General features: G+C 58.4%; 17 protein-coding genes. 5 read left to right on the top strand and 12 right to left on the bottom strand.

The features are described 5' to 3' along the window. Positions 1–133: 133 nt before the first annotated feature. Complete coding sequence (locus G7090_RS11395; RefSeq protein WP_166182477.1) at positions 134–1,066, top strand: LysR substrate-binding domain-containing protein; 933 nt, start codon at positions 134–136, stop codon at positions 1,064–1,066. Positions 1,067–1,180: 114 nt separating this feature from the next. On the opposite strand, the gene yddG is transcribed toward G7090_RS11395, so the two are convergent. Then, on the bottom strand, positions 1,181–2,068 hold the full coding sequence (gene yddG, locus G7090_RS11390) for an aromatic amino acid DMT transporter YddG (protein ID WP_166182476.1): 888 nt from the start codon (positions 2,066–2,068) through the stop codon (positions 1,181–1,183). Positions 2,069–2,290: 222 nt separating this feature from the next. Between yddG and fdnG the strand changes: the two genes are divergently transcribed. From fdnG to fdnI, 3 genes are read left to right on the top strand one after another with little or no spacing between them, the layout of a single operon-like run. Continuing rightward, entirely contained in the window at positions 2,291–5,338 is a 3,048-nt protein-coding gene (gene fdnG, locus G7090_RS11385; RefSeq protein ID WP_166182475.1) for a formate dehydrogenase-N subunit alpha, read from the top strand. Positions 5,339–5,349: 11 nt separating this feature from the next. After that, positions 5,350–6,234 carry a formate dehydrogenase subunit beta gene (gene fdxH / locus G7090_RS11380; protein ID WP_106992894.1) on the top strand — a complete coding sequence of 295 codons (885 nt, stop codon included), beginning with the start codon at positions 5,350–5,352 and terminating at the stop codon, positions 6,232–6,234. Beyond that, positions 6,227–6,883: a formate dehydrogenase-N subunit gamma gene (fdnI, locus tag G7090_RS11375; protein ID WP_166182474.1), complete on the top strand. Its 657-nt coding sequence runs from the start codon at positions 6,227–6,229 to the stop codon at positions 6,881–6,883. The genes fdxH and fdnI overlap by 8 nt, the downstream gene beginning before the upstream one ends. Positions 6,884–6,929: 46 nt before the next feature. On the opposite strand, the gene G7090_RS11370 is transcribed toward fdnI, so the two are convergent. From G7090_RS11370 to G7090_RS11355, 4 genes are all read right to left on the bottom strand, one after another. Continuing rightward, entirely contained in the window at positions 6,930–7,253 is a 324-nt protein-coding gene (locus tag G7090_RS11370) for a CcdB family protein (RefSeq protein ID WP_166182473.1), read from the bottom strand. Then, on the bottom strand, positions 7,253–7,441 hold the full coding sequence (locus G7090_RS11365) for a type II toxin-antitoxin system CcdA family antitoxin (protein ID WP_166182472.1): 189 nt from the start codon (positions 7,439–7,441) through the stop codon (positions 7,253–7,255). Before G7090_RS11365 ends, G7090_RS11370 begins: the two co-directional genes overlap by 1 nt. Before the next feature lie 177 nt (positions 7,442–7,618). Further along, complete coding sequence (gene ppk2 / locus G7090_RS11360) at positions 7,619–8,443, bottom strand: polyphosphate kinase 2 (protein ID WP_166182471.1); 825 nt, start codon at positions 8,441–8,443, stop codon at positions 7,619–7,621. 127 nt (positions 8,444–8,570) lie between these two features. Continuing rightward, on the bottom strand, positions 8,571–10,067 hold the full coding sequence (locus G7090_RS11355) for a substrate-binding domain-containing protein (protein WP_166182470.1): 1,497 nt from the start codon (positions 10,065–10,067) through the stop codon (positions 8,571–8,573). Positions 10,068–10,322: 255 nt separating this feature from the next. Between G7090_RS11355 and araJ the strand changes: the two genes are divergently transcribed. Then, positions 10,323–11,498 carry an MFS transporter AraJ gene (araJ, locus tag G7090_RS11350; protein WP_166182469.1) on the top strand — a complete coding sequence of 392 codons (1,176 nt, stop codon included), beginning with the start codon at positions 10,323–10,325 and terminating at the stop codon, positions 11,496–11,498. An 86-nt stretch (positions 11,499–11,584) separates the two neighbouring features. Here the strand turns inward: araJ and G7090_RS11345 are convergent, their stop codons facing one another. The 7 genes from G7090_RS11345 to G7090_RS11315 form a co-directional block, all read right to left on the bottom strand. Next, the gene (locus G7090_RS11345) at positions 11,585–12,184 is read right to left on the bottom strand and encodes an NAD(P)H-dependent oxidoreductase (protein WP_166182468.1); all 600 of its coding nucleotides are present in this window, start codon (positions 12,182–12,184) and stop codon (positions 11,585–11,587) included. A 74-nt stretch (positions 12,185–12,258) separates the two neighbouring features. After that, positions 12,259–12,852: a TetR/AcrR family transcriptional regulator gene (locus G7090_RS11340; RefSeq protein WP_106992887.1), complete on the bottom strand. Its 594-nt coding sequence runs from the start codon at positions 12,850–12,852 to the stop codon at positions 12,259–12,261. A 96-nt stretch (positions 12,853–12,948) separates the two neighbouring features. Beyond that, positions 12,949–14,040, bottom strand: a complete 1,092-nt coding sequence (locus tag G7090_RS11335) for an alkylhydroperoxidase domain protein (RefSeq protein WP_166182467.1) — start codon at positions 14,038–14,040, stop codon at positions 12,949–12,951. Between the two features lie 9 nt (positions 14,041–14,049). After that, on the bottom strand, positions 14,050–15,039 hold the full coding sequence (locus G7090_RS11330; RefSeq protein ID WP_166182466.1) for a putative FMN-dependent luciferase-like monooxygenase: 990 nt from the start codon (positions 15,037–15,039) through the stop codon (positions 14,050–14,052). Then, positions 15,036–16,637 carry an ABC transporter ATP-binding protein gene (locus G7090_RS11325; protein WP_166182465.1) on the bottom strand — a complete coding sequence of 534 codons (1,602 nt, stop codon included), beginning with the start codon at positions 16,635–16,637 and terminating at the stop codon, positions 15,036–15,038. The genes G7090_RS11330 and G7090_RS11325 overlap by 4 nt, the downstream gene beginning before the upstream one ends. Then, on the bottom strand, positions 16,634–17,485 hold the full coding sequence (locus G7090_RS11320) for an ABC transporter permease (RefSeq protein ID WP_166182464.1): 852 nt from the start codon (positions 17,483–17,485) through the stop codon (positions 16,634–16,636). The genes G7090_RS11325 and G7090_RS11320 overlap by 4 nt, the downstream gene beginning before the upstream one ends. Further along, positions 17,482–18,426, bottom strand: coding sequence for an ABC transporter permease (locus tag G7090_RS11315; protein ID WP_166185240.1), 945 nt, complete (start codon positions 18,424–18,426; stop codon positions 17,482–17,484). The genes G7090_RS11320 and G7090_RS11315 overlap by 4 nt, the downstream gene beginning before the upstream one ends. Between the last annotated feature and the right edge of the window lie 4 nt (positions 18,427–18,430).

Genomic DNA, 18,430 nt, shown 5'->3' with positions numbered 1-18,430 from the left:
ATCTAATAATTGAATTAAATTGTGAAATACGCATATATTCTTTCTTATTATTTTTGGAGCTTGCGTTATCTGATTGATTTTCAAGGTAACGCTAAATGGCTGAATAACCTGATTATCCATAACAGATCAATATATGAATAAAACAGAACAATCCCTGGCGTTGTCAGCCTTTGCCGAGAGCCGACTGGCGAACGATCCGCCGCTGCGGGCAGTACGGGCCTTCGAGGCGATAGCCCGGCTGGGCAGCGTGACCCAGGCGGCCCAGGAGCTGGCCATCTCGCCCTCGGCAGTCAGCCATCAGCTGAAAGTGCTGGAAGGGTATTTGCAGATGCCGCTGACCGAACGCCAGGGACGTGGACTGATCCTCAGCCAGCAGGGGCGGGACTATTACCGCTCCATCCGCGCGGCCTTTAACGTCCTGCGTCAGGCCACCGGGCATCTGCTTGAGCAGGTGCAGACCCGCCAGGTGACCATCAGCCTGATCCCGCTGTTTGGCATGGGGTGGTTTATCCCGCGCCTGCCGGGGTTTATGCGGGCGAACCCGCAGACCGAAATTAACGTGGTCTACGCCAACCACCGCAACTACCTGAGCGATGCCTCGGATATGTCGATCCGCTTTGGTAACGGGCAGTGGGCGGGCTATCAGAGCGAGAAACTGATCTCCGGGCAGATGGTGCCGGTCTGTAGCCGGGCCTTTTTGCGCCTGCACGGGCATATCGATACCCCCGAACAGCTGCTGCAGATGCCGCTCCTGCACGACGAGGAGCGCACCACCTGGCAGCAGTGGTTTATCCAGCAGGGGGTAAAACGCCCCCTGCGCCGCAGCGGACCGATGTTTGAAGACGGGCTGTTAACCCTGGCGGGGGTGCAGGCGGGACTGGGCTGCGCGTTGATGCGCGAGCCGCTGATTGCGCCCTATCTGGAGAGCGGTGAAATGGTGAAGATTTTTGACCTGCCGATCGACGATGGCCGGGATTACTACCTGTGCGTGCGTCAGGACGGCGAGATGAGCCAGGACGGCAAGCTGCTGCAAAGCTGGCTGCGGCGGGTGGCGGGGCAGGAATAGTTACACCACCGGTGCAACAACGCCGGGTGGCGGCTACGCCTTACCCGGCCTACAAATCAACAAACGGTACCAAACCGTAGGCCGGGCAAGCGCATGCGCCGCCCGGCGTTGCCCTCAACCCCTCCGCGTGCGGGTAGCGTACCAGCACAGCAGCGACCCGGCGCACACCATCATCGCTCCCTGCCAGAAGCTAAACGACAGGGGCGCATTGAGTAGCACCGCCGCCAGCGCCGCTGACAGCACCGGGGTAAAATAGGAGGCCGCTGCCAGGAGCGTCACGTTGCCGTGCAGAATGCCGATATTCCACGACGCATAACCAAACCCCAGCGCCACGCCGCACATCAGCAGCTTGATCATCACCGGCACGCTGAACACCATCTCCGGCTGATCGCTGAAAACATATTTAACCCACAGGGTCAGGGCCGTCAGCAGCACAAACAGCGTGATCCCGTTCTGCCCATTCGCATATTTACTGGTCACGGTGCAGTAGGCCGCCCAGATAAAGGCCCCGACAAAGGCCAGGCCGTAACTCAGCGGGTTGGAGATGACGTTGCGGGCAATCTCCGTCGGATTGAGCCCATTTTCGCCGCCCAGTACCCAACTGACGCCCAGCAGGGAGATAAGCAGCCCCGGGATCACCCACAGGGTCGAGCGCTGGCGGTTAAACAGAATGGCAAACACGATGGTCAGGCTCGGCCAGAGATAGTTAACCATGCCTACCTCAATCGCCTGGTGCCGGGTAGTGGCGTAGCCTAACGACAGGGCGAGACAGATCTCATAGCTGACAAACAGCACGCTACCGGCGATCAGGTAGCGGGGCGAGAAACGTCGCAGATTGGGAAACCCGACCGTGACCAGACAGAGTAAACCGCTGAGCGTGTAGATCATCGCCGCGCCGCCTACCGGGCCCAGCCCCTCACTCACTCCCCGGATCAGGCCGACCATCGTGCTCCAGAGCACAATTGCGGCCAGCCCGATGAGTGTGGCTTTCTTTCTGTCCATCTTATTTCCACAGTCTTTACATTTTCAGGGGCAAATTTATAGCACTGTTTCAGTACCTTCCGCGAATTAATCTCCTCAACGCTACTCCTTAAGCAGTAACAAAACGGCTTCCCGCTGACTATTAAGAGGGCGAAGTTTTCCGATATTGATTTGCCGCAAAAAAAACAGGGGCTTTGCTGTTAGTTTTCCGCCGGAATTCTCATAGTTCTAACGAGGACAACGATGGACGTCAGCCGCAGACAGTTTTTTAAAATCTGCGCGGGCGGTATGGCCGGTACGACAGTGGCTGCTTTAGGGTTCGCTCCCAAAATGGCGCTGGCTCAGGCGCGCAACTATAAGTTGCTGCGCGCGAAAGAGATCCGTAACACCTGCACATACTGCTCCGTGGGATGCGGGCTATTGATGTATAGCCTGGGTGATGGCGCGAAGAACGCCAAAGAGTCGATTTATCATATTGAAGGCGACGCGGATCATCCGGTCAGCCGTGGGGCGTTATGCCCGAAAGGGGCGGGGCTGCTGGACTATGTCCACAGCGAAAACCGTCTGCGTTACCCGGAATACCGCGCGCCGGGTTCCGACAAATGGCAGCGACTCTCCTGGGATGAGGCCTTCACCCGGATTGCGAAATTGATGAAAGCCGACCGCGACGCCAACTTCGTCGAGACCAACGACCAGGGCGTGACGGTGAACCGCTGGACCTCCACCGGGATGCTGTGTGCCTCGGCGGCAAGTAATGAAACCGGCATGCTGACGCAAAAATTTGTGCGCTCCCTCGGCATGCTGGCGGTAGATAACCAGGCGCGCGTCTGACACGGACCAACGGTAGCAAGTCTTGCTCCAACATTTGGTCGCGGTGCGATGACCAACCACTGGGTTGATATCAAAAACGCCAACGTCGTGATGGTGATGGGCGGTAACGCCGCTGAAGCTCATCCAGTGGGATTCCGCTGGGCGATGGAAGCGAAAAACAATAACGATGCGACGCTGATCGTCGTCGATCCGCGCTTTACGCGTACGGCATCGGTGGCTGATATCTATGCGCCCATCCGCTCCGGCACGGACATTACGTTCCTCTCCGGCGTGCTGCTGTACCTGATCGAAAACAACAAAATTAACGCCGAGTACGTTAAGCACTACACCAACGCCAATCTGCTGGTGCGGGAAGATTTTGCCTTCGAAGACGGGCTGTTCAGCGGCTACGACGCCGAAAAACGCCAGTACGATAAATCTTCCTGGAACTATCAGTTCGACGAGAATGGCTATGCCAGACGCGATGAAACCCTGACCGACCCGCGCTGCGTGTGGAACCTGCTGAAACAGCACGTCTCCCGCTATACGCCAGAGGTGGTGGAGAACATCTGCGGCACGCCAAAAGCCGATTTCCTGAAAGTGTGCGAAGTGCTGGCCTCCACCAGTGCCGCGGACAGAACCACGACGTTCCTGTACGCGCTGGGCTGGACGCAACACACCGTCGGGGCGCAGAACATCCGTACTATGGCGATGATCCAGTTGCTGCTCGGCAACATGGGCATGGCCGGTGGCGGGGTCAACGCCCTGCGCGGACACTCCAACATCCAGGGTCTGACCGATCTCGGTCTGCTGTCGACCAGCCTGACCGGCTATCTGACGCTGCCGTCCGAGAAACAGACGGATCTGCAGAGCTATATGACGGCGAACACGCCGAAAGCGACGCTGCCTGACCAGGTTAACTACTGGAGCAACTATCCGAAGTTCTTCGTCAGCCTGATGAAATCTTTCTACGGCGATGCGGCACAGAAGGAGAACGACTGGGGCTTTAACTGGCTGCCGAAATGGGATCAGTCTTACGACGTCATTAAGTACTTCAACATGATGTCGAAAGGCCAGGTCACAGGCTATATCTGCCAGGGCTTCAACCCGGTGGCATCGTTCCCGGATAAGAACAAGATTGTCGCCAGCCTCAGCAAGTTGAAGTACATGGTGGTAATCGATCCGCTGGTGACCGAAACCTCGACCTTCTGGCAGAACCACGGCGAGATGAATGACGTGGATCCCGCCTCGATTCAGACCGAGGTCTTCCGTCTGCCGTCCACCTGCTTCGCGGAAGAGGACGGCTCTATTGCTAACTCCGGCCGCTGGCTGCAGTGGCACTGGAAAGGACAGGATGCCCCGGGCGAAGCGCGTAACGACGGCGAGATCCTGGCCGGGATTTACCATCGCCTGCGCGAGATGTACCGCACCGAAGGCGGCAAGGGCGTTGAGCCGCTGCTGCGGATGAGCTGGGATTACAAACAGCCGGATCATCCGGAATCGGAAGAGGTGGCGAAAGAGAACAATGGCTACGCGCTGGCGGATCTCTACGACGCTAACGGTGTGCTGATCGCGAAGAAAGGCCAGCTGCTGAGCAGCTTCGCCCAACTTCGTGATGACGGTAGCACCGCGTCGTCGTGCTGGATCTACACCGGGAGCTGGACCGAGCAGGGCAACCAGATGGCCAACCGCGATAATGCCGACCCGTCAGGGCTGGGCAATACGCTGGGCTGGGCCTGGGCGTGGCCGCTCAACCGCCGCGTGCTCTACAACCGCGCCTCGGCGGACATCAACGGCAAGCCGTGGGATCCAAAACGGATGCTGATCCAGTGGAACGGGACCAAGTGGACCGGGAACGATATTCCGGACTACAACACCGCCGCGCCGGGCAGCAACACCGGGCCGTTTATCATGCAGCCGGAAGGGCTGGGACGTCTGTTTGCCATCGACAAACTGGCAGAAGGGCCGTTCCCGGAACACTACGAGCCGATGGAAACGCCGCTGGGCACCAACCCGCTGCACCCGAACGTGGTCTCCAGCCCGGTGGTGCGTGTCTACGAGGAAGATGCCGTGCGGATGGGCAAGAAAGACAAGTTCCCGTACGTCGGCACCACCTATCGCCTGACCGAGCATTTCCACACCTGGACCAAGCATGCGCGACTGAACGCTATCGCTCAGCCGGAACAGTTTGTCGAGATCAGCGAGACCCTGGCACAGGCCAAAGGGATTGCCAACGGCGATCGCGTCAAGGTCAGCAGCCAGCGCGGGTTTATTCGTGCCGTGGCGGTGGTTACCCGTCGTCTGCAGGCCCTGAACGTTCACGGTCAGCAGGTGGAAACGGTGGGTATTCCGCTGCACTGGGGTTTTGAAGGGGTGGCGCAGAAGGGCTATATCGCCAACACCCTGACGCCTGCGGTAGGGGATTCCAACTCGCAGACGCCGGAGTATAAGGCGTTTCTGGTCAACATCGAGAAAGCATAAGGAGCGAATACATGTCGATGGAAACACAAGACGTCATCAAACGCTCCGCCACAAACGGCATTACGCCCGCGCCTCGCGCGCGGGATTACAAAGCTGAAGTGGCAAAGCTTATCGATGTCTCCTCCTGCGTGGGCTGCAAAGCCTGCCAGGTGGCCTGTTCCGAGTGGAATGATATCCGCGACGAAGTGGGCCATTGCGTCGGGGTGTACGACAACCCGGCAGATCTGAGCGCCAAATCCTGGACGGTGATGCGCTTTAGCGAAACCGAGCAGAACGGCAAGCTGGAGTGGCTGATCCGCAAAGACGGCTGTATGCACTGCGAGGATCCGGGCTGCCTGAAGGCCTGCCCGTCCGCCGGGGCGATTATTCAGTACGCCAACGGCATCGTCGATTTTCAGCAGGATAACTGCATCGGCTGCGGGTACTGCATCGCCGGGTGTCCGTTTAACGTGCCGCGCCTCAATAAAGAGGATAACCGGGTCTACAAATGCACCCTGTGCGTGGATCGCGTCAGCGTCGGTCAGGAGCCGGCGTGCGTGAAGACCTGTCCGACGGGCGCCATTCACTTTGGCACCAAGAAGGAGATGCTGGAGGTTGCCCAGCAGCGGGTCGATAAGCTGAAAGCGCGCGGCTACGCCAATGCGGGCATCTACAATCCGCAAGGGGTGGGTGGGACGCACGTGATGTATGTCCTGCACCATCTCGACCAGCCGGAGCTGTATCACAATCTGCCGAAAGATCCGGCGATCGATACCTCCATCAACCTGTGGAAAGGCGCGCTTAAACCGCTCTCTGCGGCGGGCTTTATCGCCACCTTTGCCGGGTTGATTTATCACTACATTGGTATCGGGCCGAACAAAGAGGTGGATGACGATGAGGAGGAACACCATGAATAAGTCAAAGATGATCGTGCGCACGAAGTTTGTTGACCGCGCCTGTCACTGGACGGTGGTGATCTGCTTCTTCCTGGTGTCACTGTCGGGGATTTCGTTCTTCTTCCCGACGCTGCAGTGGCTGACGGAGACTTTCGGCACACCGCAGATGGGGCGCATTCTGCATCCGTTCTTTGGGGTGCTGATTTTCGTGGCGCTGATGTTTATGTTCGTGCGTTTCGTACATCACAACATCCCGGACAAGCAGGATATTCCCTGGCTGAAAGGGATTGTGGAAGTTCTGAAGGGCAACGAGCATAAAGTAGCGAAGGTGGGTAAATACAACGCCGGACAGAAAATGATGTTCTGGACCATCATGAGCATGATTTTTGTGCTGCTGGTGACCGGGGTCATTATCTGGCGTCCGTACTTTGCGCACTATTTCCCGATGCAGGTGGTGCGTTATAGCCTGCTGATCCACGCTACCTCGGCCATTATTTTGATCCACGCCATTTTGATCCATATGTATATGGCGTTCTGGGTCAAAGGCTCGATTAAAGGGATGATCGAAGGGAGGGTGAGCCGCCGCTGGGCGCAGAAACACCACCCGCGCTGGTATCGGGACGTGGAACGTCTGGAAGCGAAAAAAGATGTTAGTGAAGGGATGAAGTAAGTGCCCCCCCGCTCCGGACGATGTTTCGGAGCGGGTTTTTGGGAGGTCAGGTGTTGGTGACTAAGGCATCGATTGCAGCAACCACCCGGGCCCTCGCACTTTGCATATTACTGACGAAATATTTACTGGTGAGCTTCTTTTTCTCCACGCTGGTAATGCCAGGCGTATTCATAAATAACGTCTGGAAATCGATATTAATGACAGCGGATGCCGGATTAATATGCCCCGATAGATTATTCCGATAACTTAACGGCAGGATTAAACGGGTCGATAAATCATCGTAATAATCATGCTGAATCACCATCAAGTAGGGATGTAATTCACTGGTTCTGCCCGATGGGTTTCGGTAGACGTCAAACTGAAAGCACATTAAATCCCTCCGAAAAAGGGATCGTCAGACAGTAAGCCGGCCTTAGCAACAAACTCATTCATAGCTTGCATGAATTCCTTATCGCGTTTGCGTTGTTCGATAAGTACTTCTGTCGTGAGTGCCGGACGTTGTACCACACCGGTTAAATGCTCGTTGACTGTGCTGCTCTGCGGGGTGTTCCGTTTCATTGTTATTATCTCCTGTGTTGGTGCAGCCATTATCAGTCGCCAACAATAAAAAACAATACCGAACCGCCTGGTAATTCAGGAATTGCGAGCATGCTTCCAGACAAAAGCAATACGGTGAAATCAGGCAAGATTATTGGGGAACACCCTCCCGATAAATAACCAGGAGGGCAGTAAGAGTCAGAACTTCTCTTTAATATAACGGAACGGATAAGCGGTTGGTTTAATTTTGCCGATTTTACGTTTCGGTAATTTGACCTCTTCTTCTGGCAACTCTTTATAGGGAATTTGCGTCAGCAGATGGGAGATAATATTCAGCCGCGCGCGCTTTTTATCCTCGGAGCGGGCAACAAACCACGGTGCCCAGGCGGTGTCGGTGGCGGCAAACATCGCATCGCGCGCCTCGGTGTACTCATCCCAGCGATTAAAGGATTTGATGTCCATTGGCGACAGCTTCCAGGTTTTGCGCCCGTCGTTGATGCGGTCGCGCAGACGCCGCTCCTGCTCTTTCGGCGTCACTTCCAGCCAGTATTTGATCAGAATAATGCCCGCATCGACCATCGCTTTTTCGATGATCGGCGCACCGTCGAGAAACTTCTCGACCTGGTCTTCCGTACAAAATCCCATCACGCGCTCCACGCCCGCGCGGTTGTACCAGCTGCGGTCAAATATCACGATCTCGCCCGCTGAGGGCAGATGCGGTACATAGCGCTGGAAGTAGAGCTGGCTTTTCTCTTTCTCGGTCGGGGCCGGCAGTGCCACCACCCGGAACACGCGCGGGCTGACGCGTTCGGTCAGGGCTTTAATGGTGCCCCCTTTACCCGCGCCGTCGCGCCCTTCGAAGACGACGCACACTTTCAGGCCCTTACTCACCACCCAGCGCTGCAGCTTCACCAGCTCCACATGCAGGCGGTGCAGCTCTTTCTCGTACTCCGTACGCTTAAGCGGGGCGGGGGGCGTTAGCTTCTCTACAGGTTTGGTTTTCTTCTTATCTTTATCTGCCATGATGCGTTCCTTTACAGGGGATCTGACGGTACGGTGCGACATAACACTTTGAAGTGTAATCAGGGCTGAGCTAGCTTGCGGAAAATATTCACAGCTCATCACCGTAACGTGAAAGATATCCTCTGCATCATTTACTTTTCCCGCGAGCGGATAGTTGTTCTTTGGTCGCCTTGGGCGGCACGTATCCCACATCCTCCACCAGTTTTTGCCCCTGCGGACCTAAGAACCAGTCGATTAGCGCCTGCGTCCTGGCCGACGGCGGGTCAATAGTGACCATATAAGCGTCCACCGTGAACGGATAGCTGCCGTTGCGGATATTCTCCAGGGTAGGGGCCACACCATCGACAGAGAGCAGACGCAGCCCCTCTTTTTTGTCCATCTGGCTGGCGTAGTAGCGGAAAGAGTAGCCCAGCGCGTTGGTGACGTTTTGATAGTTGGCGACGCGGCGCACCAAGCCGCCCATGCCGCTAACTTGTTCGCTCTGCATCGGTCTGCGCATCTCGAGTCCCTGCATCACCTTAGAGAGCATGACGGTCTGGCTGCCGGAGTTGACCGGGCGCTGGAAAGGAATGATGCGCTCATCCCGCCCGCCGACCTCGCGCCAGTTGTTGATTTTCCCGCTATAGATATTGCGGATCTGCTCGACGCTAAGATTACTCACCGGGTTGTCCTGACTAGCGACAAAAACAAACGCTTCCCGGCTAAAAGGGATCTGCTTCAGCTTAAGATTCTTATCGGCTGCGTCTTTCTTTTGTTCTGCCGACGGTTGCGCAACGAAAATCAGGTCGACTTTACCGTCAATCAGCCGTTGCCAGGCCTCCGCCGTTCTGCTGCTTTTAAGGTATTTATTCGCCGAATCCGCGTCCAACCCCTGATAAATCGCCTGCGCGGCAGATGCGTAAACTGGCCAGGCCGCCGTCGCGCCATCCAGGCGCGGCCATGCCTTGTCAATTTTCAGCGTCGGCTTGGTGACCGGTGTTAGTAGGTTGTTGTCAATAAACGGCCGATAGTCTTCCAGCGCAAAGTAGTCATGAATCGTTTTCTCACTCTCTTCAGCGATCAGGATGTTCTCACGGTGATAACCCTGATAGCCGACAACCAGAAGCAGAGCGCAAAACAAGCCGAACGAATTCCTGTACGCCTTGTAATCTCCCAGCGACTTACCGGCGCCTGCAGCGCCAGAAACGAACGCCACCATAAACAACGTGTATGTCACCAGAGGAACACAGAGCACAATCCACATTTTTCCACCGAAAAATGCCAGAAAAGTCGAGACAACGAACGGGATCGTGCCTATTCCCATCCAGACAAAGGCTTCATGGGTGAAGTCTCCGTCGCTGATAAACATGACCATGATCCAGAAAAGCAGGATATAAAAAATGGCAATCAGTATGGGCGTATAGCGTGGCCAAAAGCGGTCAGGCAGATGCATATATCGTCCCCATAAATATCCCACCGGTAAAATGCAGGTAGCCGCCGCGATCAGGGCAGAAATGACAGCCCCTCCCAGGTGCAGCGATTGAAGGATTAACATCCAAAGTAGCGTTCCAGCCTGGGCTAATGCAGGCAATACGATAAGGATCATAAGCAGAGAAAGTAGCCAGTATTTATATTTTTTGTTCATCGTTAAACATCCCTGTGGCGCTGTAAAAAATCAGAATCGAATTTATCTCACCCCTCCTTAAAAACGTCACTCAGAACTGTAATGAAGACGATGAAAATAAGAAAAATGCTTTCAGGCATCCATCATGTGCGCTGAATGTATTCACAAACCAGTGCGAATAAATGGAGAAATTCGCCGGACTACTGTTTTGAACTGGCTCACCATACAAGATTGTTCAATAATGCTGGTTGCAATTTTTTAACAACTGGTTGTGGTATGAAAAAGACGGTGTTTTCGTTAGCACTTGGCACCTTTGGCCTCGGCATGGCCGAATTTGGCATTATGGGTGTGTTAACCGAGCTGGCGCGGGATGTGGGGATCACCATTCCCTCCGCCGGAAATATGATTTCGTTTTACGCCTTCGGGGTGGTGATAGGGGCGCCGATCATCGCGCTGTTCTCCGGTAAGTTCTCCTTAAAGTCGATCCTGCTGTTCCTCGTAGCGCTGTGCCTTATCGGTAATGCGATTTTCACCTTCTCCACCTCCTATACCATGCTGGCGATTGGGCGGCTGGTTTCGGGTTTTCCCCACGGGGCGTTCTTTGGCGTCGGCACCATTATCCTGTCGCGTATTGCGCCGCCGGGCAAAGTGACGCTGGCGGTGGCCGGTATGGTCGCCGGGATGACGGTGGCTAATCTCGCGGGGGTGCCGTTCGGGACCTGGCTCGGGCATCATTTCAGCTGGCGCTACACCTTCTTCCTGATCGCCGCGTTCAACCTGTTGGTCATGCTGTCGATTGTCCTCTGGGTGCCGCAGACGTTTGATACCACCCAGCGTCGTCTGAGTGAGCAGTTCCACTTTCTGAAAAAACCGGAGCCGTGGTTTATCTTCGCCGCCACCATGTTCGGCAACGCCGGGGTCTTCGCCTGGTTCAGCTTCGTGAAGCCGTTCATGATCAACGTGTCGGGCTTTTCCGAAGGGGTGATGACCGCCATCATGATGCTGATGGGGCTGGGGATGGTGCTGGGCAACCTGTTCAGCGGCAAGCTCTCCGGGCGCTACAGTCCGCTGCGCATTGCGGCGATCACCGATCTGGTGATTGTCCTGTCGCTGCTGCTGTTGTTTGCCTTCGGTCAGATGCCTGCGGCCTCGCTGGTGATGGGCTTTATCTGCTGCGCCGGGCTGTTTGCGCTGTCGGCACCGCTGCAGATCCTGCTCCTGCAAAATGCGCAGGGCGGGGAGATGCTCGGAGCGGCGGGGGGACAGGTGGCGTTTAATCTCGGCAGCGCTATTGGGGCGTACTTTGGCGGGATGATGATTACCCTGGGCTTCAGCTGGAGCTACGTGACCTTGCCTGCGGCGGCGCTGTCGTTCTGCGCCATGTCGTCGCTGTTGATGTATGGGTATCTGAAAGGCCGCCGTGCTGGGGGGAATGCCCAGGCGTTAGCCTGAGAGTGAATTGCCGGGTGGCGCTGCGCTTACCCGGCCTACAAAATCAGTAGGCCCGTGCAAGCGCAGCGCCGCCGGGCAAAAAACACTCACATCACGCTTTCAAGATTGTGCAGGAAATCGTCGATCTGATCTGACGAGGCGGTATCTGCCTGATAGAGAATATCCAGCCTGACGTTCTTCAGGCCGCAAAAACCAAAAACACCTTCGACTAACTGGGTGCGTATCGCCGTCGAATAACCATGTTTATCGAAACCTGTAAGATCGCTACCCCCCGTCGCGATCAGGCGGACCGGAACATCGCGTAAATTTCCCACAATCCGGCCATCTTCCGCCACTTTGTAGGCCCAGTTCAGGGTGAGCACCCGATCAAACCAGCCTTTCAGCAGGCCAGGCACCGACCACCAGTACACCGGGAAGACAAACACCAGCATATCGGCCCGCTCCACACGCTGTTGTTCACGCAGAATATCGGCGGGAAGGGCACTGGCATCCCCGTGATACAGCGCAAGATCGGCACGTTGCATAGCTGGTGTAAAGGCTTCGGCATGCAGATCGGCCATCTCGACCTGAGTACCTTGTTCACGCAAGCGCGCAGCAATGCGCGCCGCCAGGGTGTGGGATAACGAATTTTCGACAGGGTGAGCCGTAACGATCAGCGCATTATCTATGACATCTGTTCCAGACATAACCACCTCAGCACGGAGTTAACGTGCTACCTATATTACTATTGGTAACTTATGTGTCAATCCGTCGGCAGCACTCATTTTGTGCTATTGGTACAGGTGTTCAGTACGCCAAACATCGCGCCGCTGAGCGTATTCTCCGCGACGTTACGCGCCAGTACGCCGTTGCTCGCGGCGGTGCTGAGCGCATCCGCTGCACCAATGATGGCCGTCAGCGCCGCTTCACCCTGCACCCCTTTCAGGGTGATATAGGGGGACAGCGCCATGCGCAGGCAGTCTGCACAATCGGCGACGCAAGCCTCGCGAAAGGTCTGCAGCGCCCGGGAGCCGGAGAGTGCAGCGGCGATAGGCCCGGTCTCTGGCCCGGCGCTGATCGCGCAATCAATATAGGCGGCACTGAAAAAGCGGACAGTCTTTTCCAGCGTTTTGTTATCGACCTTCAGCGTCTCACGGAATTTTTTTAACTGTTGGTCGCTGTAATCCTGATACAGCGCCATCAACAACCCTTCACGGTCGCCAAAGTGATCGTAGGGGATAGGCTTGGTGACATTCGCCCGCTCGGCCAGATACCCCAGCGTCAGTGCCTCGGTGCCTTGTTGACGCACAATCCCACGAGCAACCTCCAGCAGCTGCACCCGGCGATCCTCTTTTCTTAACCGCTTAACAACCATATTTCCCTCGCGCCCGTTGTCTACTAAAAGTAGTTTACACGGTTTATTGGCGAGGCTGAATTATAAAAGGCTCCCGTAGCGGGAGCCTGAATGCATTCATGGCAGCGAGGGCTCACCCAACGTTAACATCAGCCGGTTAGCCCAGGCGAAGAACGCTGCGGACTGGACCAGATCCAGCTGGGCGAGGGTATCCAGCCCCTGACGTTCCAGCTCGGCCAGATGCCCTGGTGTTACCGCAGGCGGGGTGACCGACAGCGCGGCAGCAAAATCAATTCCCGCCTGCCAGCGCGGGGACTGCCCGCTGCTCAGCGACTGCCCCGGCTCGACCGCCAGCAGCCTCTCCACGGCAGCGTTGTCCTTCGACAGCTGGCTGGATTTCCGCGCATGAACGGACGCGCAGTAGATGCAGCCGTTAATTTTACTGGTCACCGCGGCGGCCAGCTCTCGCTCCGCCCGGGACAGGCCGCCCGAGGTATAGAAAATGCCTTTATCGGTTAAGGTGCGCTGCTCCAGCACCGGCAGGTTGCGTCCCAGCAGGCGGAAATAGTCCGAGTCGGTATGGCCGAATCTGGCAAGGATCGCCTGCTCATCGGGGGTAAATTCCGCCAGCGGTTTGGGGGCCAGCCACGGCTCCCAGCCTAACTCCAGCTGAGTAAATTCCACCGGGGCCGCTTTGCCGTTTTTGGTCAGCGGCACGGTGTGCCAGTGGCCCGCGACCACCGGGGCATCGCTGGCCGGCACCGGTTTGTCATTGAGCAGACGCAGGCCGACAATCAGGCGGCTCTGGAAGCTGACAAAGGCGATCAGCTGCGCAAGGGTAACAATGCCTTCTTTGCTCCAGCCCGCCAGAGTGAGGGCGTTGATCGCCCCTGGGGTAGCCTGAACCGGCGAGAAGGTCAGCAGCCGGGCAAAGGTCAGGGCGGGGGTCAGGCGCACGGACGTCGGATCCGCCAGGCCAAACCCGGCGTAGTGGGCCGCCAGCGCGTCGGCGTTGTGCCATTTCGCCACTTTTGCTGCCACCGCAAAGCGCTCGTCCAGCGCAAAGTCGGCGTCCTGCTGACTGAATAACGTTTCGTAGCTCCCCTGCGCGTGACGCGTTGCCGCCTCGCGGGTGAGTCGTGCCTGTGCCAGCGGGGAACCCGGGGCGATCTCCGCCAGTCCGGCGAGAATATCCTGACTTAAAGCCATGGTGACTCCTTATAAAAGATGAGGGGCGATCTGCTCTGCGATTAACTCAATCGAACGCAAGGTGTCCTGATGCGAAGGCTCAACCGAATGCACCTGGAACGAAATGTCGGTGGCGCGCGTCAGGACTGAATCCTGCGCCAGCGAAGCGAGCACCGTTTGCGGCGCGCCAATATGGGCATCGAACTGGCGGATATAATCCGTGACAGTGTCACCAGTAAGGGCGTGCCCGGCGGCCTGATGCTGCTGCGCCTGACGGGTCAGCCCCGGTTCGGCGACCTTAAGGGCATAGGCATCGCTGTCGGCGACAAACGCGGTGCGCGAGGCCAGAATGCGAGGAGCAATCCCGGACGGCAGGGCGTCGAGATAGGCGTCGATTATCGGGTTCTGGATCGCATCCAGCGGCAGCGCAAGATTGTCAGCCGGGCGCGGTTGGGTGCGGGAGAGCATCAACCCATGGCCCTGCCGGGCGGCACGCACGGCGCCCTCCACCGAGAAGGTGGCGATCCATACCCGCTCCGTCAGCCCGGGCGCAGGCGGATAGAGATGGTTATCCGGATGGGCCAGGGAATCCCCGCGCCAGGCGCTGTTGATCAGGTGCAGGTGATCGGCAAAGGTGGCCGCCCGCTCGTTAATGGTCAGCCCGAACGGCAAAAACGAGGTCGGCGTCCCGCCGGAACCAAACCCCACCTCCAGCCGCCCGTCGGATAAGAGATCCAGCACCGCGGTGTCTTCCGCCACCCGCAGCGGGTTCTCCAGCGGCAGGGTGATAATGGCGGTGCCCAACCGAATGCGGGTGGTGTAGGCCGCTATATGGGCGAGGAACACCAGCGGCGATGGCAGGCCGCCCTCACGCTCGTGGAAGTGGTGCTGGGCGATCCAGGCGGTATCAAAGCCGTAGCGCTCGGCATGGCGGATCTGCTCTGTCGCCAGGCGATAGCGTTCTTTGGCTGGCACATCGTCCAGCAGACGGGTGAAGAATCCCAGGCGTTTACGCGTCATGCGTACTCCTTCTGTGAAAAGTGGGGAATGGCGGCGATCAACTCGCGGGTGTAGTCGTTCTGCGGGGCGGCGAACAGTGATTCCACCGCGCCGTGCTCCACGACCTGACCGCTGCGCAGCACGGTGACGCTATGGGCAATACGCCGGACGGTCGCCAGGTCGTGGGTAATAAACAGATAGGTCAGGCCCAGCTGCTGTTGTAACTGCTGGAGCAGGGCGAGGATCTGCGCCTGTACGGTGACGTCCAGCGCCGAGGTGGCCTCGTCCAGCACCAGAATGGTCGGCTCGAGGATCAGGGCCCGGGCAATGGCCACGCGCTGCCGCTGTCCGCCCGACAGTTCCCGCGCGGTGCGGGTTAACAGCTCCGGCGGCAGGGCCACCCGCCGGGTGACGCTCTCCACCCGTGCGGCGCGTTCGGCCTTGCTGACTGGGGCAAAATTTTTCAGCGGCTCTTCGATGATCTCAAACAGCGTCTGGCGCGGGTCCAGCGAGGCAAACGGGTTCTGATAGACGAACTGGATCCTCTGCCGCAATTGACGACGCGCCTCGTGGCTGAGGGTAGTGGCGTCGATGTCATCGATAATTACCTGGCCGCCGTCGGCCTGCTCAAAGCCGAGCAGGATCCGGGCGAGGGTGGTTTTACCCGAACCCGACTCACCTACCAAAGCGTGGGTGCTGCCGCGCTGCACGGCAAAGCTGACGTCATCCAGGGCCTGCAACTGATGACCTTTGCCCAGCGCAAAGCGTTTGCTGATCCCAATAGCCTGGATGGCCGGAGAGGCCAGAGCACGACCCGACACCGGGGCGATGGTTAACCGCTGGCCGTTCAGATCGCTCAGTAGCTGGCGCGTATAGGCGTGCTGCGGGGCGCGCACCACGTCGGCGGTAGCACCATGCTCCTGCACCTCGCCGTGGCGGAACACCAGCAGCCGATCGGCCCGCTGGGCCGCGAGGGCGAGGTCATGGGTGACAAACAGCACCGCGGTGCCGGATTCCCGCCGCAGGACGTCCAGCAGATCGAGAATGCGTTTCTGCACCGTGACGTCCAGGGCGCTGGTGGGTTCATCGGCAACGATCACGTCCGGGCGCAGGGCGATGGCGATAGCAATCAATACCCGCTGCTTCATGCCGCCGGATAGCTGATGCGGAAACTGCTTCATCCGCTGCTCCGGGTGGCTGAGCCCGACCTTAGTCAGCAGAGCCAGCACCTGTTTATCGCCCTCGGCCTTGTTGATTTTTTGATGCAGACGCAGGATTTCGCCCACCTGGGCACCGACGGTTTTCACCGGATTAAGGGAGTTACCCGGATCCTGCGGCACCAGGCTGATGCGCGCCCCGCGCAGGCTGTCGAGGCGTTTGGCCGACCACTGGCTGAGATCTTCCCCGTTCAGGCGAATGCTGCCCCCGTCGCGGCGGGCGTTATCCGCCAGCAGGCCGATAATCGCTTGCGCGGTGGTGGTTTTGCCCGAGCCGGACTCGCCGACAAAGGCCAGCATTTCGCCGCGCCCGAGGGTAAAGCTGACGTTGTGCACCACCTCGCGCCACTCCCGTCCGGTGCGGTAGCTGAGGGTCAGGTTTTCCACTGATAACACGGTCATGAGCGACCTCCGCTTAACTGACGGCTGATACGGTTGGTGGCCAGCACCACGGCGATCACCACCAGGCCGGGGAATGTGGTTAACCACCAGGCGGTGGAGAGATAGTTACGCCCTTCGGCAATCAGCAGGCCCCACTCCGGGATCGGCGGTGGGGTGCCGTAGCCGAGGAAGCTGAGGGTCGACAGCGCCAGGATGGCCTGACCAAACTGTAAGGTGGCAAAGGCCAGCACCGCGGTAAGGGAGTTGGGCAGAATGTGGCGCCACAGTACCGTCCAGAAAGTGCCCCCGCTGCCAAACGCTGCTTCGACATAATCGGTGTGGCGGATACGCACCACCTCTCCACGCGCCAGGCGGGCAAAGCTGGCGATCGACGCCACCCCAACGGCGATGGCGGCGTTAACCGTGCCAAAGCCCAGAAGAATGATCACCGTCAGCGACAACAGCAGCGAGGGGATGGCGAGCAGAACGTCCACCAGCCGCATCAGCACCGACTCCACCCGTCCGGCAAAGGCCCCGGCAATCACGCCGATAGCGGTGCCAATAAACAGCCCCATAGACACCGCCACCAGCGCGGCGCTCAGGGAGTGCGAGGCACCGTAGACGATGCGGGTATACACATCGCGTCCCAGCTGATCGGTGCCGAGCCAGTAGTCCGCCTGGGGAGCCAACCGCTGCGCCCCGGCAATGCCCTCAATTGGGCTGAAGTGGGTGAACAGACCCGGCGCGATGGCCGCCAGCGCGGCGGCGGCAATAATGGCCCAGGCCGGCCATAATCCCGGCTGCCAGCGCACTCCGCGCCAGGCGGGAATGCGCTTACGCGCCGCGGCAGCATAATCAACAAGGCTCATGCAGCACCTCCGGTAACGGTTTGCAGGCGGGGATCGAACAGCGGCATCAGCAGATCCACCAGCAGGTTAATCAGCACAAAACCGAGGGCAGAGATCATCACCACCGCCTGTAACACGGCGATATCCTGGTTATTCACCGCCTGCTGGGTCAGTAGCCCCAGCCCGCTGCGGCCAAACACGGTTTCGGTGATCAGCGCTCCGGCAATCAGCTCGCCCAGCAGCAGCCCGGCGATGTTCAGCACCGGCAGCAGGGCATTGCCGGTGACGTGTCGCCAGAGGACGGCGGTTTCGCTCAGCCCTTTGGCCCGCGCCACGGCGACAAACGGCTGGGCAGCCACCTGATCCAGACAGCGCATCAGGATCTGCGCCAGCGGGGCTGAGATCGGAATGGCGACGGTGATTATCGGCAGGATCAGCCCCTGCAATGGGGTCGGGTTAATCACCGGGATCAGCCGCAGCTGGAAGGAGAACAGCTGAATCAGAGCAATCCCCAGCCAAAAAGTCGGCAGGGAGATAAACAGCACCGGCAGGGACTGAATAGCGTTGCTGAGCCAGCGCAGCCCTGGCAGGCGCGAGGCCAGCGCCAGGGAGAAGGCCAGCACCACCGCCAGCGCAAAGGCGGGCAGCGCCAGGCTTAAGGTATCCGGCAGATTGGTGGCGATAAGCTCGCTCACCGCCACCCCCGCCTGAACGGAGAAACCAAAATCGCCGCGCAGCATCGCCCCGAGGGTGTGCAGATACTGTTGCCACAGCGGGCTGTCGGCCCCGTAAGCAATCCGCATCTCTTCGATTTGCGCCGGGCTCAGACCCAGATCCGGGTTCTGAAACTTGATCAGCACCGCGTCGCCCGGCAGCACCTGAAGCAGCACGAAGGACAAAGTAAACGCCGCCCAGAGCACCAGCAGCCCCAGCCCGGCCCGTCGCAGCAGATAATGGCTCATCATT

This window comes from Leclercia sp. 29361 (assembly GCF_011290365.1).
In the GTDB taxonomy this organism is placed as follows: domain Bacteria; phylum Pseudomonadota; class Gammaproteobacteria; order Enterobacterales; family Enterobacteriaceae; genus Enterobacter; species Enterobacter tamurae.
The sequence above is the reverse complement of the archived record's forward strand: the minus strand, read 5'-3'. Positions and strand labels throughout refer to the sequence as shown.

Bases quoted from the DNA above. Each gene is read 5' to 3' on its own strand.
- G7090_RS11345 (WP_166182468.1), bottom strand. From the start codon at position 12,184: ATGTCTGGAACAGATGTCATAGATAATGCGCTGATCGTTACGGCTCAC.
- G7090_RS11330 (WP_166182466.1), bottom strand. From the start codon at position 15,039: ATGACGCGTAAACGCCTGGGATTCTTCACCCGTCTGCTGGACGATGTG.
- G7090_RS11395 (WP_166182477.1), top strand. From the start codon at position 134: ATGAATAAAACAGAACAATCCCTGGCGTTGTCAGCCTTTGCCGAGAGC.
- G7090_RS11370 (WP_166182473.1), bottom strand. From the start codon at position 7,253: ATGTGCTTTCAGTTTGACGTCTACCGAAACCCATCGGGCAGAACCAGT.
- fdxH (WP_106992894.1), top strand. From the start codon at position 5,350: ATGTCGATGGAAACACAAGACGTCATCAAACGCTCCGCCACAAACGGC.
- ppk2 (WP_166182471.1), bottom strand. From the start codon at position 8,443: ATGGCAGATAAAGATAAGAAGAAAACCAAACCTGTAGAGAAGCTAACG.
- G7090_RS11355 (WP_166182470.1), bottom strand. From the start codon at position 10,067: ATGAACAAAAAATATAAATACTGGCTACTTTCTCTGCTTATGATCCTT.
- yddG (WP_166182476.1), bottom strand. From the start codon at position 2,068: ATGGACAGAAAGAAAGCCACACTCATCGGGCTGGCCGCAATTGTGCTC.
- G7090_RS11315 (WP_166185240.1), bottom strand. From the start codon at position 18,426: ATGAGCCATTATCTGCTGCGACGGGCCGGGCTGGGGCTGCTGGTGCTC.
- G7090_RS11340 (WP_106992887.1), bottom strand. From the start codon at position 12,852: ATGGTTGTTAAGCGGTTAAGAAAAGAGGATCGCCGGGTGCAGCTGCTG.
- G7090_RS11320 (WP_166182464.1), bottom strand. From the start codon at position 17,485: ATGAGCCTTGTTGATTATGCTGCCGCGGCGCGTAAGCGCATTCCCGCC.
- araJ (WP_166182469.1), top strand. From the start codon at position 10,323: ATGAAAAAGACGGTGTTTTCGTTAGCACTTGGCACCTTTGGCCTCGGC.
- G7090_RS11325 (WP_166182465.1), bottom strand. From the start codon at position 16,637: ATGACCGTGTTATCAGTGGAAAACCTGACCCTCAGCTACCGCACCGGA.
- G7090_RS11365 (WP_166182472.1), bottom strand. From the start codon at position 7,441: ATGAAACGGAACACCCCGCAGAGCAGCACAGTCAACGAGCATTTAACC.
- fdnI (WP_166182474.1), top strand. From the start codon at position 6,227: ATGAATAAGTCAAAGATGATCGTGCGCACGAAGTTTGTTGACCGCGCC.
- G7090_RS11335 (WP_166182467.1), bottom strand. From the start codon at position 14,040: ATGGCTTTAAGTCAGGATATTCTCGCCGGACTGGCGGAGATCGCCCCG.